The 17,940-nt window shown below is 28.2% G+C and carries 18 protein-coding genes; all 18 read right to left on the reverse strand.

Annotated features, from left to right (window positions below; all coding sequences use genetic code 11):
- A partial coding sequence (locus CLPUN_RS06230) for a tyrosine-type recombinase/integrase (RefSeq protein WP_242954060.1) occupies positions 1 to 878 on the reverse strand: 878 nt, incomplete at its 3' end.
- A 637-nt stretch (positions 879 to 1,515) separates the two neighbouring features.
- The gene (locus CLPUN_RS06235; protein ID WP_077846458.1) at positions 1,516 to 1,830 is read right to left on the reverse strand and encodes a hypothetical protein; all 315 of its coding nucleotides are present in this window, start codon (positions 1,828 to 1,830) and stop codon (positions 1,516 to 1,518) included.
- Between the two features lie 12 nt (positions 1,831 to 1,842).
- Positions 1,843 to 4,968 (reverse strand): hypothetical protein, encoded by a 3,126-nt coding sequence (locus CLPUN_RS06240; protein ID WP_077846459.1) that lies wholly within the window; start codon positions 4,966 to 4,968, stop codon positions 1,843 to 1,845.
- A 140-nt stretch (positions 4,969 to 5,108) separates the two neighbouring features.
- A complete protein-coding gene (locus CLPUN_RS06245) occupies positions 5,109 to 5,453 on the reverse strand; it encodes a DUF192 domain-containing protein (RefSeq protein WP_077846460.1) in 345 nt (114 codons plus the stop codon).
- Positions 5,454 to 5,484: 31 nt separating this feature from the next.
- Positions 5,485 to 6,096, reverse strand: a complete 612-nt coding sequence (locus CLPUN_RS06250) for a prepilin peptidase (protein WP_077846461.1) — start codon at positions 6,094 to 6,096, stop codon at positions 5,485 to 5,487.
- Between the two features lie 129 nt (positions 6,097 to 6,225).
- On the reverse strand, positions 6,226 to 7,140 hold the full coding sequence (locus CLPUN_RS06255) for a type II secretion system F family protein (protein ID WP_077846462.1): 915 nt from the start codon (positions 7,138 to 7,140) through the stop codon (positions 6,226 to 6,228).
- A gap of 23 nt (positions 7,141 to 7,163) precedes the next feature.
- Positions 7,164 to 8,069 (reverse strand): type II secretion system F family protein, encoded by a 906-nt coding sequence (locus CLPUN_RS06260; protein WP_077846463.1) that lies wholly within the window; start codon positions 8,067 to 8,069, stop codon positions 7,164 to 7,166.
- Between the two features lie 23 nt (positions 8,070 to 8,092).
- Positions 8,093 to 8,503, reverse strand: a complete 411-nt coding sequence (locus CLPUN_RS06265; RefSeq protein ID WP_077846464.1) for a Tad domain-containing protein — start codon at positions 8,501 to 8,503, stop codon at positions 8,093 to 8,095.
- A gap of 14 nt (positions 8,504 to 8,517) precedes the next feature.
- Positions 8,518 to 8,958 (reverse strand): TadE family protein, encoded by a 441-nt coding sequence (locus CLPUN_RS06270; RefSeq protein ID WP_242954061.1) that lies wholly within the window; start codon positions 8,956 to 8,958, stop codon positions 8,518 to 8,520.
- A gap of 5 nt (positions 8,959 to 8,963) precedes the next feature.
- Positions 8,964 to 9,161 carry a Flp family type IVb pilin gene (locus tag CLPUN_RS06275; protein ID WP_077846465.1) on the reverse strand — a complete coding sequence of 66 codons (198 nt, stop codon included), beginning with the start codon at positions 9,159 to 9,161 and terminating at the stop codon, positions 8,964 to 8,966.
- 16 nt (positions 9,162 to 9,177) lie between these two features.
- Complete coding sequence (locus CLPUN_RS06280) at positions 9,178 to 10,563, reverse strand: TadA family conjugal transfer-associated ATPase (protein ID WP_077846466.1); 1,386 nt, start codon at positions 10,561 to 10,563, stop codon at positions 9,178 to 9,180.
- 14 nt (positions 10,564 to 10,577) lie between these two features.
- Positions 10,578 to 11,360, reverse strand: a complete 783-nt coding sequence (locus CLPUN_RS06285) for a CpaE/TadZ family protein (protein WP_077846467.1) — start codon at positions 11,358 to 11,360, stop codon at positions 10,578 to 10,580.
- 83 nt (positions 11,361 to 11,443) lie between these two features.
- Positions 11,444 to 12,169 carry a Flp pilus assembly protein CpaB gene (gene cpaB, locus CLPUN_RS06290; protein ID WP_077846468.1) on the reverse strand — a complete coding sequence of 242 codons (726 nt, stop codon included), beginning with the start codon at positions 12,167 to 12,169 and terminating at the stop codon, positions 11,444 to 11,446.
- A 21-nt stretch (positions 12,170 to 12,190) separates the two neighbouring features.
- Entirely contained in the window at positions 12,191 to 12,922 is a 732-nt protein-coding gene (locus CLPUN_RS06295) for a helix-turn-helix domain-containing protein (protein ID WP_077846532.1), read from the reverse strand.
- A gap of 111 nt (positions 12,923 to 13,033) precedes the next feature.
- On the reverse strand, positions 13,034 to 13,867 hold the full coding sequence (locus CLPUN_RS06300) for a hypothetical protein (protein WP_077846469.1): 834 nt from the start codon (positions 13,865 to 13,867) through the stop codon (positions 13,034 to 13,036).
- A gap of 20 nt (positions 13,868 to 13,887) precedes the next feature.
- On the reverse strand, positions 13,888 to 14,259 hold the full coding sequence (locus CLPUN_RS06305) for a hypothetical protein (RefSeq protein ID WP_077846470.1): 372 nt from the start codon (positions 14,257 to 14,259) through the stop codon (positions 13,888 to 13,890).
- Positions 14,260 to 15,040: 781 nt separating this feature from the next.
- On the reverse strand, positions 15,041 to 17,065 hold the full coding sequence (locus CLPUN_RS06310; RefSeq protein WP_077846471.1) for an ABC transporter permease: 2,025 nt from the start codon (positions 17,063 to 17,065) through the stop codon (positions 15,041 to 15,043).
- Positions 17,055 to 17,822 (reverse strand): ABC transporter ATP-binding protein, encoded by a 768-nt coding sequence (locus CLPUN_RS06315; RefSeq protein ID WP_077846472.1) that lies wholly within the window; start codon positions 17,820 to 17,822, stop codon positions 17,055 to 17,057. The genes CLPUN_RS06310 and CLPUN_RS06315 overlap by 11 nt, the downstream gene beginning before the upstream one ends.
- Positions 17,823 to 17,940: the final 118 nt, after the last annotated feature.

Here is a 17,940-nt window from a genome sequence, read left to right on the forward strand (position 1 = left end):
TGCTCAAAGAATTGTGCTTCTAAAATAGGTTCTATAACCATTCTTATGCATTCTTGAATAATGCGGTCTTCAATATTAGGTATTCCTAATGGTCTTTTCTCTTTCTTGCCTAATTTGGATATAAAAAGCCTCGTACAGAAGGTATGTCTAAAGGTATGAGGTTTTAGTTTCATTTCAAAATTGCCTATCAACGTGTGTTTTTCAAGAAGTGTGTTTACTGCATCTCTTTGAATTGCTCCTCTTTGTCCCAATATTAGATATTCAGAATCTTTGTATGGACTATTATTCCTCTCAGAAATATATTCTTCTATATTGTCCATTACTTCAAATTTTGCTGGAACTTCTCTTACTTTACCTCCATTACCAATGATTTTTATTTGACTAATTAGGAAATCTATATTCTTTAACTTGATGTCACAAAGTTCACTAACCCTTACCCCTGTGAACATTAGAAGTTGAATTATCATCTTATCCCTTATGCTTATTTTCTTTTGATTTTGAATATAGAATTGAAGCCTTTCTAGCTGATTATCTGAATATACTTCCACTTGATGCTCTGAACCTACAGCTATTTTCACCCTATCTTTTTTCAAATTAATTACATTTTCTTGCATGTATCCTTTTGATATTAGAAAATTATTGAAAACTCCAATACTATTGACTTTCTTATTGATAGTAGCAGGCTCATAGCTATTATTAATGAGATAATTTTTATAGCTGGTGATGTAGAACCTTTTTAGTATTCCGTCAAATTCTACTCCCATTGTTCCAAGATATTTTAGAAATGCTGTTACATCTCCTACATAGCTTTGTATTGTATTAGTACTTTTTCCATCCTCCATTATGTGTGTTTTGAATTCTTCTACTATTTTTATCATTATTTCTCTTCCTTTCATTGTTATTTTTAGGCAAAAGAAAAGACTAACAAAGGAAATTATTATCCAATGTTAGTCTTGATTTTTTATTTTTAGGTTCTATCTAGGTCACAAATTGGTTATATTGGGGTCATAGCAAACCGTTGATACAACTAAGTTTGGTCGCAAGGGTGTAATCTCAATCAAGTTCATTTTATTATTGAGTATTTTTTTCTATAGCTGAATTACCTTCAAACTTAGACCTATACACCCAAGTTATTGATTTTACTAAATTTCCTACGTCCAAAGTACGCCCAAGCTATGTCCTATTATATCCAACTTAGCCCTTAGAAAGAAAAACTCCAATAGATACTTCATTAGCATCCATTAGAGTTTTACTATTAGCTTGAATTCGCCATCAAAAGAAGTTTTTGCTGAATGTGTAGTAACTAGTGATAGAACCTCTTTTTGATGGCTGTTTGCAGTTTTTAGAGTATAATTTTCATGTGGTAGTCTGCAAACTTACTACAGAATTTGAATTATGCAGTGTTTTTGTTTTGCATAGTTATTGAGCTTAATCAATTTGTAATGTTATTACCCACCTAAAAACTTTTTAAGTTAGTTTTTCCTATGTTTTGTATTGAGATTATTTTGAGTTTTTCTACAATAACTCAACCCCAATTTGCTTTTTAAATTTAACTTTTAGTATGCTTTTTTCTTTGTTATTTATCACCATTTCATCATTTACTTTATTAATACATTCTACATTTTCAATCTTACAAGTAAAAACTGTTAATTGTTGATAGGTTATTGTTATTTCACATATTTTTCTGTATACGTCCATGGACATAACTATTTCAAATCCTTTATTATCATTTAAAGAATAAATAAGCTCACCAGCTTCTAATTCTCCAATGCTAACAGGTTCATTACAAAACAACTCTAATAATTCAAATTCATCATATTTAATATACATGTTATTACTCCTTTATTTTGGTATTACAGTTATTACATCTCCAACTCCATTTACTACAACTGTTACATCCCCAGTTTCATGTATAAATGTATCGGCATACTTACCCGGTGCTGAAGTAGTATTCTTAATTGCATCTTCAATTGCACTTGGAGGTATATTTCTTGGGTCGACATATTTCTTTACAAAATCTGAATATGCCTTTGTTTGTGGTTCTAATCCCTTTCCCTTTGCTAAATCGGCTGCGATTTTCTCTAGTTCTGCTCTAACTTGTGGTGTATCAGGCGCCATTCTTTCCATAGCATGTTGGGAATATCTTCGTCCATTAATATAACCTCCGCCTTTCAACATATCCCAGCCAGCTTCACCTGCCCCCTCAAAAGCATCTCCTACTCCACTATTAGCACTAAAACTTTTACTATATATTATTTCACCAGTCTTAAGACTTTTGTATGCTTTTATCCCATTAACTATAATTGGAACAAAATTCCCAGCAAATTCACCAGTTAAAATATCAGCTCCTGCATCTGCAAGTTCCTCTTGTTCCTCCGTTACATATATAACACCTGCTTCACCATTATTTTCTCCCATACTATTAAGCGCCTCGAATTTAAGAAATGCATTCACACTCTTAAATATATAGGCACTTGTGCCATTGGAAAGTCTAGCAACTATTGTGTTATCGTTATTCCCATCAGGAAGTTCAAATCCATCATAAGTTACGGCTGCTCCATCAGTAACTTTAATTGGCAGTACTTCAATTAAACCACCTTCATAAATCTCATAAATGTCATCAATCTCATCTATCTCTTCATCAATTTGCATTATACCATCAGATCCTACATAGTGCCATTCCTCACTATTTTCTTCATCTGGTATCCATGTATCTGTTAACATTTCCCCTTCAGAATTTAAATAGTACCAGTTACCCTTTTCCTCTAACCACCCTTTTTTCATGTCACCTCTAGGATTAAAGTAATACCATGAATCTCCATATTGCTTCCATCCTGTTTGCATTACACCACTATCACTGTCCAAATAGTACCATGATTCACCATACTGGAACCACCCTGTTTTTATATTACCATTTTCATCTAAATAATAGCTTGTACCATTATCATTTATCCATCCAGTTATACTTTCACCATCATCCCCACCAAAATAATACCATGTATCATCATCTTTTTTCATCCATCCTGTTTTTACTGCGCCACTATCATCGTCTAAATTATACAGTTTGCCATCACCGTCTTTTATAAGCCCTGTTTTCATTTCACCAGTAGACCAATCAAAAAAGTACTCTTGATTATTAATTTCTTGCCACCCTGTTAACATTTGCCCTTTAGGATTTAAGTAATACCATTTTCCTTTGTCTTGTACCCAGTTTTCTTTTACCATATTACCACTAGAATCTAAACAATAAAAGTAGCCATCTTTACCTTTTTTCCATTTGTCTGTTGCCATTTTACCATTAGTATCTAAGTAATACCATTTTCCATATTGATCTTGTTTCCAGTCATCTGTTACCATTTTGCCATCAGTATCTAAATAATACCAATCTTTATTGTCTTTTACCCACCCAGTTTCCATTTTACCGTTGGAATTTAAATAATACCATTTTCCTTTGTCTTGTATCCATCCTGTTTTCTTTTCTCCTTTAACATAATAATACCAACTACCATCATTGCCTTGCTTCCACTTTGCGTTTCCCTTACTGCTAGATTTAAATATCTCATGTAAAGAATATGTATCATGAGTACCAAGGTCTTCTGCTATATATTTTGAAACTGCTGATTGTACTTCTGATCGAACAGTTTCTGCCTCTTTATTTGAAATCTTATTACCTGAATCCCAAAACGTGCCCCAATCCCATTTGTAGTCATTATCATCATCCCATTTATCTAATGTATATTCAACACTTTCTACAACATCATCCCAATCTGACTCATCATAATTATAACCCGCTTCACTAGAGCCAGAATCTGATTTTGGACGTCGTCTTTTCTTTTTACGTTTTTTTATTTCATTAATAACTTCAACAGCTTCCTTGCTAGGAACATCAATAGTCACATGGGGTGCATCTGGATGAGCTGGACCATAGTTACTACCTGGTGCACCATAAGAAGCAAGCTTTGAATATGCATTACCTGCTAATGTTTTACTGCCTTCCAATTTATCTATATTGTCATACCAGCCTTTTTCTTCTGAAGCATTATTATAATTTCCGTAACTTTCATCTCCACCATCAACACTATCTCCATCTGTTCTTAATGCATATCCTAGTTCTTTTCTAATCCTGTTTTCTACTTCAATAGTACTGGCTTCTTCATCATGATTTATTCCTCCACCTGTATTTATGCTTTTTAGCCCTAATTCACCTCTTAATGCATGTGTCAATTCATGAGCTAATGTTATATCTGCACTTGACCCTACTGTATCTTTTCCAGTTACCATTACTACTTGTGATGTCCAATTGTCTCCTATTGTTATACCACTATTGTCTCCTGTAAAGGCATTTGCTTCTAGACCATTTTTCCCATATGATACCCAGCCATCATTTACACCTATTACTACTTTTTCATCTCCATTTATTAATCTATCTAACACTGATGAGTATGTACTTGATTTATTTAAATTTTCTGCTGCTCCTGGTACCTCTTTTACAAAGCCATTAGCATCTATGTAATACTCTTTACTTGCTGCCTTATTTATCATTTTTGTTACCGCATCTCTATCTGCTTCTGGTACCCATATTCCATTTCCTTCTGATACCTCTGGCATTGATGCTGCTCCACTTTTAGCTGCGCTTATGGCTAGTAACCCCATTAATCCTGCTGCTATTGCTCCATATTCTTCTGCAGCACTCATTGATTTTTTTTCTATATTTTCACTACTTATGTTCCCATCTGATGGTGTATAGGTTGAACTCTCCCACTTTCCGCCATCTCCGGTTACTCCTTCTGGTGCTTTTATATCTCCATCCTTTGTAGTACTTTCCCAACGTACTTTTTTTTCTTCACTATCCGTTGCTGCACTATTAGTTGAAGCCATTGCTTGTATTCCTGCTATCATAGTCGTAAATAACATTATCGAAATTAAAACAAAGTATATCTTTTGAAATAATACGTTTTTTCTTTTCAAATTTACCCCTCCTTGTTAAATTTATCCTCATTTTTTAATATTTATGTGACACATATAGCAAGGATATCATATTATTTTTTATTTGTATGTCCACCTTTAGGTCAACTTTTGAAAATTTTTCAAATTATTTTCTTAGTTATTTAATTGATCATATGCAAAAAATCACCTTTTTTAGTATTTGTTTTTTTTATTGTACCTGCTGGCAATTCTAATACCCCCATTGATTTTCTAACGAAACAACTTATATTTCCTGGCTTCATATTTTCAACTAAATGCAAAACTTTAAATTCTTTAGAAACAAAAAGTATATCTAAAGAGAACTTCATAAAATAAGTATGAACTGAGTTGCAAGGATATATAAACATTGCTGTATTATCTTCCAGTCTTTTTTCAAACATTAGTCCTTTTAATCTAGTTATAAATGTGCCTGCTTCAATAACTCTGTTAGCTAAAAGTTTATTATTATTTTTATTTATTATCTCCATTAATTCCCCTCATATCTTACTTTTTCATTTATTAAATTCCTATATACCAACTTATAATTTTTTCTCCATATAAACCTGTTATGAAAATTCCCATAGATAGAAATGGTCCATATGGTATCATATCTTTACTTTTTATTCTTCTTAAAAGAATAAGTATTATTGATGTAATAGATGCAATTAAAGACGCTATAAAAAATGCCACAACAATCTTTTCCCAGCCTAGAAATGCACCTGCTGCTGCCATAAGTTTTATATCACCGCCACCCATACTGCCTTTGAGGATAATTGAAATAATGAGTAATAGAACACTTATAATAAAAAATCCTATTACCATATTTCTAACTGCTACTGTATTACTTATAATGTTAAAAAGCACTCCAAATATAAAAATTATAGCTATAACTTTATTGGGAATAATATTATACTTTAAATCAATAACGCTTATGTAGCTTAAAATAATACTTAAAAATATCATTTGAATACATTTAGGCGTTAATCCATACATACTATATAGCAATATATGTATAGTAAAATTAATGGCAATATAAATTAGCTTCAAATATTTTTCTTTTTCAGAAAATTTCGTACCTATGCAAATTCCAATAAATAAACCTAATAAAATTACAATTAACCAAATATTCATATTTTTCATTTCCTTTACCTTATATTAATAAATAGTTTTAATTACTCTCTATTATTCTGTAAAATTATATTATTTATATTTTTTACTATAGTTAACTTAAGTGAAATACACTATAAGTTTATTGTAATCTTACAATTGTATATCTACTATTTTGTTTGAAACAAAATAATTTATCACTAAAAAAATAAATCCCATAACAATCAATATTTGCCCTATAAAGGATTCATACAAAGGCTTCATATAATCTGAAGAAAAAATTGATAAAGTTATTATTATAAATATTGGAACTAATGTCATTATTTTAGCTTCTAATTTTTTACTTGCAATTAATGTCCCAATTTCCCTTCTCATTGCAAGCTTATCAGTAATCATTTGAGTTACATTTGTCATTACTTCGACAAGATTACCTCCCTTTTGTCTAACAATTATTACAGAATTTACAAAGTCATTTACATCCTCCATTTGCATTCTTTTCATATAATTCCCAAGTGATTCATCAACAGACATTCCCATATTTAAATCACTTTTTATTTTATTAAATTCCTCTAGCATAGGTTTTTCTTTTGCTAATGAATACAGCCTTTCCAAATCCTCTGAACACTTAATAAGTGCACTATTAATTGATAAACCTGCTCTTAATGACATCACAATTGAATTTAAAGCATCCCTTAATTGTAAGTTAAGGATTTCCTTTCTCTTTTTATTTTTATTACTTATTATTGCCTTAGGATATATTCCCCCTAAAAGACTTATAATAAATGATAATACAATTGATTTTGACGATATGTAAATAATTACAAAAATACACATGCACACTGGTACTGCATATATAATATATTTTTTTTTTGATATTTTACTATTCTGATTATTGTTTAGTATTTGTACTTTCTTTTTCTTTTCTGTACTAGTATTGCCTTTAATATATTTAAAATAATTAGATATTTGCTTTTCTCTTCCTCTATCTCCCAGTATTATATATTCAATTATACTTAAAACTAAAAAAGTTAGTGCTCCTGCAGAAAAGCTTATATAAAATAATTCCATTTTATCTCCCCTTTTTTGTACACTTAGTTATTTGTAAAGAGCTTTAATATAGACATAACTGCTGGACCAAGTAAAAAAATTAATAAACATGGAAAAACAAAAATTAACATTGAAAAGAAAAGTTTAACTGATGCTTTTTGTCCCAATTCTTTTGCTTTACTTTTTCTAATTTCCCAAACTTCATTAGCTTGTTCGTTTAAAGCTTTAGTTACTCCTTTAGCACCCTTTTCCAAACTTTGCATTATTGTAAAAACAAAAATAGTTATGTCAGTAACTCCGCATCTTTCTGAAAGTTTCATCAGAGCATCTTTTTGTAACGCCCCCATATTAATTTCATCTAACATATTTTTAAATTCGTCAATTAAAACTCCTTTTTTTATCTCACATACTTTTTTAATGGCTTCCCAAAAGTTTAAGCCAGCTTCTGTAGTTATTGCTAAAGTTTTCAAAACGTTAGGTAATTCCCTTTGCAATTGCTGCTGCCTTTTTTTTATTCTAATATTAAGCATACTATCTGGGCAACAATACCCTAATACTGTTGCTATTATAAGTAATATGAACATCATTAAAGAAACGTCAATAGCTGCTAATACACCAACATACAAAAATACTAAAATCGAAGTTAAAATTTTCATTCCTAAAATACATTCCACACTTAATTTATCACTTAAATTTGCTAGCATTAATTTATTTTTATACATATTATACTTATCTTCACTTATCTTTATATTAAGTTTCTTGTATTTCTTTTCAGCAAATATAAAAACTCTATCTTTAAATGACTCTGCATTAGTTCTTGGCTTATACTCTCGTTGATTTAAAAAAAGTATTAATTTATGCAAATTTTTTTTGCTTCTGATTTTATCTATTGGTATAAAAACGGCAATTATTATTATACCTATGAACATTGATATAACTAAAGATTCCATCATATTCTCCATTCTATTTAAAGCTATTTTCTTGTAACATCGTAACTCTCACGTATTGTTTTTTTGTAATCTTTACTATCAGTCAGAAACATTTTCATGAAAACAAAATTTACTTCCGTTTCTGCAATAACTGTACATTTATTTTTGGAGGCTGGATTAATAGTAAAACTTATTAATTTTGCTTGACTAAAATTTTCTATAAGAGCACTTCTAACTTGATCTTCAGTTGCATTAATTATAGTTTTTTCTTGGACAATTTTATTATGTGAAGAAGCAGATACAGCTGCAAACTTAGTTGCAGCCATTAATCTGGTTTGATAATATACCATTAAGCTTCCATCTATACATAATCCAATAACTCCTATAAGCATTGGTAGTGCAGCACATACCAAAACTAATGTATTTCCTTTGTTATTTTTAAAGTTACACTTCATAAAAATCTACCCCTTTACGACGATTTGTAGATATATGTATTTTTAGATAATACTTTAGGCTCACTCCCCAATATATTGTTAACAAAGGAAATACTAAAATTATATTTACTTTCTACTGATACTGTTAATCTTGTTTCCCCTAAAGATTTATTTTCTTCATTTTTAACCTCTATATTAGGCTTAGATACAAATACTGCTTTACTTGCATAATTTAATGCGTCGCTTCTAATATCTTCAATATCAGCTTGTGATAACTTTCCAGAAATCACTATACCTATCCCCTTATCTAATGCTTTATTTGATGCAAAAGTATATACAGTCATATCGTAAATATAAAAGCCAAAAGCCATCATTGTAAATATTAACATTAAAATTAACGGTAATGTAATTGCAAGCTCAGCTAAAGATTGCCCTTTACTATTAATTAACTTTTTCTTGTTAAAATATATTTTCATATTCATTAACTAGTTGGAAGTGCGCCCTTTATTTTTTCGAAAGTATGTGTTATACCTTTGCCTATATCTGTAAGCAGCGCTATTGCAACTATTGCTATTAGTGCTATTATTAAACCGTATTCCACCAAAGATTGTCCTTTATTATCGTTTTTTATAAAATTATATCCCTTTATATAAAACTTTAAGATTAATTTATTCAACATATTTTTTCCTCCATATCTATTCATTCATTAATTCATCAAAATGTATACCTGCGAATTCCAACTTATTCAAGTTTTTCATTGCACTTCCGGTATATTGTAAATTTCCAATTCCATTTTCATTATTGTAATATCTTTTAAATTCAAAAATATTTTGTGTTATATATCCCTCCTCATTTACTCCCAATATTTCAGTTACCTCAACTAATCTCCTCTTTCCATCCTGTAATTTATTCAAATGTATAATTAAATCTACAGCTGATGCTATTTGTTGTCTTATGGATATCAATGGTAAATCTATTCCTGCCATTAATACCATGGTTTCAAGTCTCATAAGCATATCTATAGATGAATTGGCATGTCCAGTGGATAATGATCCATCATGTCCAGTATTCATGGCCTGTAACATGTCTAAAGCCTCACCTCCTCTAACTTCTCCAACAATTATTCTATCTGGTCTCATTCTAAGAGCACTTCTAACAAGTTCTCTCATTGTTATTTCTCCATTTCCTTCTATATTAGGAGGTCTAGTCTCTAATCTTACAATATTATTCAAGCTAGATAACTTTAATTCTGCTGCATCTTCTATAGTAATAACTCTTTCATTTCCGTCAATGAAATTACTTAGAGCATTTAAAAATGTAGTTTTTCCTGCACCTGTTCCTCCTGAAACGATAATGTTGTACTTACTTTTTACTAATTTCTCAAGAAAATTAGCTACTTTACTTGGCAGCATTCCAAAATCAACTAATTTTTCTATTGTGTAAGGTGACTCTGGAAATTTCCTTATTGTAATAATGTGACCTTCTAATGATATAGGACTTAATAATATATTAACTCTAAATCCATTTGGAAGCCTTGCATCCACTATAGGATTACTTTCATCAACTTTTCTATTAATCGGAGCAACTATTTTTTCTATAACATTTAATAATTCATCATTATTATTAAATTTTAAAAATTCGCCACTCTTATTCTCTACCCTTTCAATAACTCCATTCCTTTCAACAAAAATTTTATTAACACCATTCACCATTATTTCAGTTATAGAAGGATCAGATATCAAAGGATCTAATACTCCATACCCAAAAATTGTGTGAATTACTTGTTCTATTATTTCTGCTTTATCATATGAATCTAAATAAATAGAAAAATTATTCTTATCTATTTCCTCTTCTATCATGGACCAGGCCGCATTTCTTATTATGCTAAATTTTTCAATGGAATTAATCTCATTAAAACTATAATTTTCAATAATTTTTTCTCTAATTTTTTTTTCTATTAACAACTTACTTTCATTTTTATCATCAATTGCCTCGATTTTATTTTCAACAAAATTAGAACTTTCATTAATACTATTTTCAAATTCTAGTTGTCTTATCTTAATTAAATTTTCAACACTCATATAGCCCTCCTTCATTACTTAACATTTTCTAAAATATGTTTTGCTGCATTAGAAAAGCTTTTATACGCTTTTTTATTTTTTATTAAGTTAATTGATATACCTTCATTAACATAATTTTGATACTTTTTTAGGAATAATGGAATTTCACCAATAACCTTATAGCCAATTTCACTTTCAAATTCTGTATTATTAAATCCAGAATACTTATTACATTTGTTTACAATTAACCCAATCTTATCGCTATTTGCAATATATCTTTCTGATATTTCTTTAAATAAAACCGTCTTCCATCCACATGAAATATCTTGTATTAGAGGCATTACAACGTAATCAGCCATTTCTAGTAATGTGAAATTTTTTTCATTAAGTTCTGATGATGTGTCTATAATAATATTGTCATAATTAAGACTTCTTATAGCTTCCATTAATTTCTTTGTATAATTTTCATTCATAGCTTCCATTTTTATAGGATTGGCACTAATGATAACATCCAAATTATCTACAGGTATATTTTCTCGAATTGAATTTTTAATGACTTCATTAAGATTAGAAGAAGCAGTTGTCCCTTTATCCAAATCAAGTAGGGTAATAACAGAGGTTAATCCCAAATTACCACTTTGCTGAATTTTCAACGAAGATACCACGCTCCCATATATCGACATGTCCACTAACAGCGTTTTAGAGCCAAACATTGCCGAAAAAATTGACGTATTTACTGCTAGCGTTGATTTTCCTGCTCCTCCCTGTGGTGAATAAAATACAATTAATTTATTTTTTTTGCTTACATCCATATTCATACTTCTTTCTCCATCTAGTTTAAATTTCACTAATTATCTTTATTTATATTGTCTGCATTGGCTTTTAATTATCTACCTACATACTATTTAGAATTTACTGATTCTTTTAATTTATCTATATTAGAAATAGAAACTGTTTGGCTATTACCATTTAAAGAATCAAGAGCCAAATCAACTTTTCCTTGTCTTTTAGCATATGTAATATCTGCTGCTTGTTGTGGAGTTACAATCAGTGATATGTTCTTCGCTGCTTCTAAACTTCCACTACCCTCTATATCATATATCTCAACATGCTGCATAATAGTCGCAGAAAAACTAGTTTTTTCATCTCCTGTAAGTGAAAAAATAACGTCGACATAATCACCTATATTCAATTTATTTCCTACCGCACCTTCTGAATCTAATGATACGGTAGTAATTCTCTTATTATCTGAAACAAAATATGAATTATTAATCTCACCATTTTCTAACATTGCTTTTTTTTCAATCATCTCTTCTTTTGTTCCCGCAATTACATCTTCATTTTTAATTATCACTTTATTTTTTTCTATTTTTACGTTTGAAATAGCATTTTCAAGTTCTATTTTTGTTGCAAAACCATCTTTTGCTAAAATTTCTTTATCTTTTCTACTTATTTCAACTTCTTGTATCATCTCTGGTTTTATTATTGTATGGGCATCTATATCTTGCATCGCAATTACAACTGTTACATTATCCTTTAAATTTTTAAGATATGTATATGTAAAAAATGAAACCATTATTGAAATAATCATAATTAAAACTATTTTTAATTTTGTATAAAATGACATTTAACTCACCTTTCTATTATGTTATAACTTTTCCAAGATATTTCCACATATTATTGCAATAGCAGTATCAATCCTATTACTTGTTCCTAATTTTTCATATATTCTCCTTAAGTACGTTTTAACAGTTGATTCTGAAATGGAAAGTGTATCTGCAATCTCGATATTTGAATATGACATTAACAGGTACTTTGTAACTAATGTTTCTTTATCTGACAAGTAATTTTCAAGTTGTGCTTTTGATTCTATGTTTATTAAACGTAAATATTTAATTAACTCTTCTTTAATAAAAGCTTTTTCAAGCTCCCTTTCTATATTTAAACACAAGCTTTCCATGAATATATGTAATATCTTTAACAGTTCAGTATTCATTGTTGTAAGACTTATATAGCCAATTATTTGATTTTTATATTTTATTGGTGTTGCAATCGAATCTACAGTGATAATTCCTTTTTTATTCTTCAATTTATTACTAATTTTAACTGTTTCATTTTTTATACTTGCATAGAGTATAGATGTTTTACCATAAGATTCTTCCTTTAAACTGCTTCCTATTAAAGGCAAAAATTTAGTTATATTAATATCCGAATTCTTACTTATAAAGCACTTCAAAACCACTAAATTTTTGTCACTTATAGTAAAAAAACTATTATTCAATACCACGAATGTGGATTTTATTTTCTTTAAGCAATCTAATGTGATTTCGGGCAACTTATCTTCAACAAAATTTCCTTTTTCTTCTTTTTTAATTTTCATATTATACTCTTCCAAAATTCTCTCCATTACCTTCCATATATTTTAATATCTAAAATATTTGTATTGATAAATTATAAAATTTTTAAATTTTATAATTTATCTCCTAATTATTTACCATACATTTTCACTGAAGCTAATTCCTAATAAATATGATTTATCTTTTATTTGAACCCAAAATATTATGTATATATTTTTATCATTTTCATCCTTGATATAATAATAAAACTTATATTCTGTTTTATCTTTTCCTATTTCATATCCATTAAATTTAGCATTAGAAATTTTATCATACTTATTATGCTGACTTTCCAAATAACTAATAAATTCACTCTCATCCCCCTTTCCTTTCAATTCATTATTTAATATTTTATATATTTGTTTATAATCCTCATTATCATAATCTTGTACAACACTATTAACTAATTTTCGTGCTTCATCAACCTCTTTGGTTTCTTCTTTTAAATTATAATTTATATAATTTATATCTTTTACTAATTCAACATCATTGTTTATATTTCCTAATCCAACTTTATATTCGGAAGCCCTCCAATCACTGTTTTTATATATAAATATTAAATTTATTTTTACAGTTTTATCTGGAATCTTTGAAAAATTCGCATCATATTCTATTAATATAAAATCTTCTCCATTGGCATTTTTATTTCTATAAGTTCCAATATTTTTGTAATTTGTCATCTCTCCAAGTATTTGATTTATATTTTCTTGATATTCTGTAAATCTATCTAGTCTTGAAAAATTATCATACTCTAAATTTTTAAAAAACTCTTCATATTGATTCTCATTTAAATAGTTCATCATTTTATTGGCTAATCCATTTACCTTAATCATGTCAAAATCAATTGTATAAGAAGTCACTACAACAAATATTACTATTGAAATAAATAAAACTAAGAACCCCAAAAAATTCTTTTCCTTTTCACCCATATCTTTTCTCCATAATAAATCTAATCTTTACTTTTTCTATTCATCAATTTTCTCCACAATGCATATCCACAAAAAAATGTAATTAACAAAATCACCATCTCATAGTCTTTTTTTAAAAAATAATATACTAAAAATGCTAAATTTAGAAAAACTGTAAAAAAAATAAAAACTTTGCTTTGTAATATTGACTTATTATCACCTAGATATTTCACTATTGTTTTTTGTGTTATTTCTGCTAATACAACTGCTATTAACATTACAAGTATAAATATAATATATTTGTTAATCTTTAAAAATGATAATCCTATTGTGAGAATTAATGTTATATTTAATATATTTATGTTTCTGATTAGGTCTACTAAAATCACAAATTTCTTGTTTATGCTCCCCATTTTTCCGTCCTTCCCCTAATATTTATAATTAAAATAGATGTTAAATTAAACGTCTATTATGCTTATCTCACTTCACTATACGTGCTATTAAAAGTAATTTTAACTTCTAAATTCTTAACTTTTATATGCTCTACCCTTTTTATTTTCATTTAAACTACTTGCTCCTTTGTATCCTTCTATAATATTAATCAATTTAATTTTAATACATTCTTCCTTAAATAGTATTTTTTGTCATTTATTTGAATCACATTTAATTTTGCTTCCATTTTTATGTATCAAATGGTTTTCTTTCCTATATTTTTTTTAATTTCAACACTTTTTCGCTTACCTTATGAAATATTCTCTAATATTTTAAATAACTAAATACTTTTTTCTTAAAGTACGCTATTTTAGTCTCAAGTGCATTTTTTTCATGCATTTTATCTTTTCACTACTATTTTTACACCTTTTACGATAATTTCATTGATTTTATAGTAAATATATTGTATAATAATTAATTGTTTTAAATTTAATTAATAAAAGTCTTTTGTATAGATACATAATTCACACCTATACAAAAGACTTTTAATAACCTTATTTAATATTCAATTTTATCCTGAAAATCAAACCTTCAAATGTAAAATTGGGGCATTAACTTTTTTAATCTTAGCGGAAACCCGACTCACATTCGTTCGCTGAGTAAGTTCGACTAACCAAATCATAGATTTGGAGTCTTAGAGGAAACTCGACTCACATTCGTTTGCTGAATAAGTTCGACTAACCAAATCATAGATTCGGAGTCTTACTTATATTCATTATTAGCTATATTTCTATAAGCTATATATGTTGCATATAAATACCCACCATAAACAATAACCATTATTAAAGTTGTTACTAAGATTGATTTTAACTGGCTTGCTGAACCTAAAGCTATCAAATAATTATTTACTACATTAATTCCAACATATGAATGAACTATAGAAAGTGCCAATGGCATTGCAAAAAATATTGCAACTTGTTTAAATATACTTTTATTAATCATTCTCTTAGTTGCACCAATTTTTCTTAATGACTTATATCTTTCCATTGATTCATTGCATTGTGATAATTGTTGGAGGGCAAGGACTGCTGCACTTGCAAGTAGAAATACTATTCCCATATATACAGCTATGAATAATATTATTGCAGATAATCCTCTACTAGCCTCGTATGCCATCTCTCTAGTTCCACCTTCAATAATATAATCTACTTTTTCAGCATTACCAATATTGTAAACAAAATTATTTAATATAGTAGTCAGTTCTTTTTTTGCCTGTTCTTTATTGCTACCCGAAAAATTTAGATCCAATAATTGCTCACCTACTTTTAATCCACTCACTAAATTATCAGGCACAATCAAAGTGAACATAATATCACTTGTAGGTGATGTTGAAACAGCTTCAGTTTGAATTTTCTTTTCTTTTATTTTTAATTCTTTATCTCCTATTTTTATTGAATTTTCTTTTTCAATAAAGTCCTTTAAAATTTTCTTTAATGGCTCATAATTAGAAGATATTAATATTTCATCCTCTTTTAAATTTATAGAATCTTCACCTTTTAATTTTCTAATTTCATTATATTCAGATATCTTAAACATACTCAATTTCTCAAACATTTTAAAATTTAATATTTGTTTTTCATCCTCCGTTGCTGCATATTTGCTTAATAATTCTTTACTGCTTGCATCATGTTCGTATGTGTTAATTATAACGTATTTAGAATTACTCTCTAAGTCATAATTAGCTTTTTTTAAAGCATCAATTGGCGAAATAATATTACTATTTTTATCAACCACCCTTATGGAAGCATCAAATGGTGTTTGATTTACTAGATTATCTTCTAAGGAATTTTTTACACTAACTCCAGTTGATAAAGTTCCTATTGTCACAAATAGCATTAAGCAGATTATTGTCATTGAAATAAAATTAGTATTAAATTTGCTTGAGATTTGTCGTATAATAAAAATATTTAATTCACTTAAATATATATTATTATTCTTTTGAAGTATAAAAAATATAACTGATGCAATTCCATAAAAGAAAAGTGCTGTTCCTATAATTCCAAGTACAATAGACATTTTAAACCTATTATCGTAAAAATTTAATCCAACTATATTTACTAAATAATAACCATAGCTAAGCATAATCATTGAAAGAATCAATACAAATGTTGATAAATAAGAATTCTTTGTCTTAACTTTTTCATTTTTCCTACTTGCACATAATAAATCTATTAACTTATATCTTGAAACAATAACCACATTAAATACCATAACCAATAAATACATTATTCCAAAGTATAAAATAGTCTTCAAAATCGCACTAGTTGAAATAACAAAACTATATTTTGTCATTTGCACCGCAAAAAGTTTAGCGGTAAATATTGATAATATTTGTGCAAATAACATTCCGAGCAACAATCCTGCTACTAAGGATATTATTCCTATATACAGTGTTTCAAAAAATAATATACTTGACATCGTTCTTTTACTCATGCCTAGAATCATATATATACCAAATTCTTTTTTTCTTCTATTAATTAAGAATTTTGTTGCATATATTATCAGTCCTCCTAAAATAACAGATACACCAATAGATATTATAGAAATCATTTGTCCCATGATTTTAACATATTCTCTTTGACCTTTATTCATATCGGCCATTACAGATTGTGAATCAATTGAATTGAAACTATAAAATATACATACTGCAAAGGTTAATGTTAAAAAATAAATAGTATAATCTTTAAAACTTTTCTTTACATTATTTAAAGCCATTTTAGAATACATCTTTAGAGTCACCTCCAAGAAGAGTTACAATATCTATTATTTTATTGAAGAAATCTTTTCTAGAATCTTCTCCTCTAATTAATTCATTAAAAATCTTACCATCCTTTATAAATAATATCCTATGAGCATAGCTTGCAGTAAAAGCATCATGGGTTACCATTAAAATAGTTGCTTCTAATTCTTCATTTAATTTTTCAATTGAATTTAAAAGTAATTTAGCCGATTTTGAATCTAAAGCTCCAGTAGGTTCATCTGCTAAAATGAGTTTTGGATTATTAACTATTGCTCTAGCAGCTGCTACTCTTTGCTTTTGACCTCCTGACATTTGATATGGATATTTTTCTAAAACTTCCGATATATCTAAACTTTTAGCTGACTTTTTAACTAATTCATCAACTTCTTTTCCTTTTTTACCACCTATAGTTAATGCTAATGCAATATTTTCATACGCTGTTAATGTATCTAATAAATTAAAATCTTGAAATATAAATCCTAATTTATCTCTTCTGAATTTTTCTAATTTCTTGCTTTTTAATCTTGTAATATCATCCGAGTCAATTTCAATAGCTCCTGTTGTAACATTATCTATTGTTGATATACAATTTAGAAGCGTTGTCTTTCCACTTCCTGATGGTCCCATTATACCAACAAACTCACCTTTTTCTACTCTAAAGCTTATATTATCAAGTGCTTTTGTCACATTTTCTTTATTTCCATAATACTTTTCTACATTTTGTACATTTAATATATTCTCCATAACTTTTCCTCCTAATTTTTCATATAGTTAAAATTACTTAATCCTATGATTAAATTCTAAACCCTTTTGCAGATTTATCATATTGAATTATATTTCAGCTGCCTTACAAATTTGTAAG

Origin of the sequence: Clostridium puniceum, from assembly GCF_002006345.1 — a bacterium.
GTDB classification, from domain to species: Bacteria; Bacillota; Clostridia; order Clostridiales; family Clostridiaceae; genus Clostridium; species Clostridium puniceum.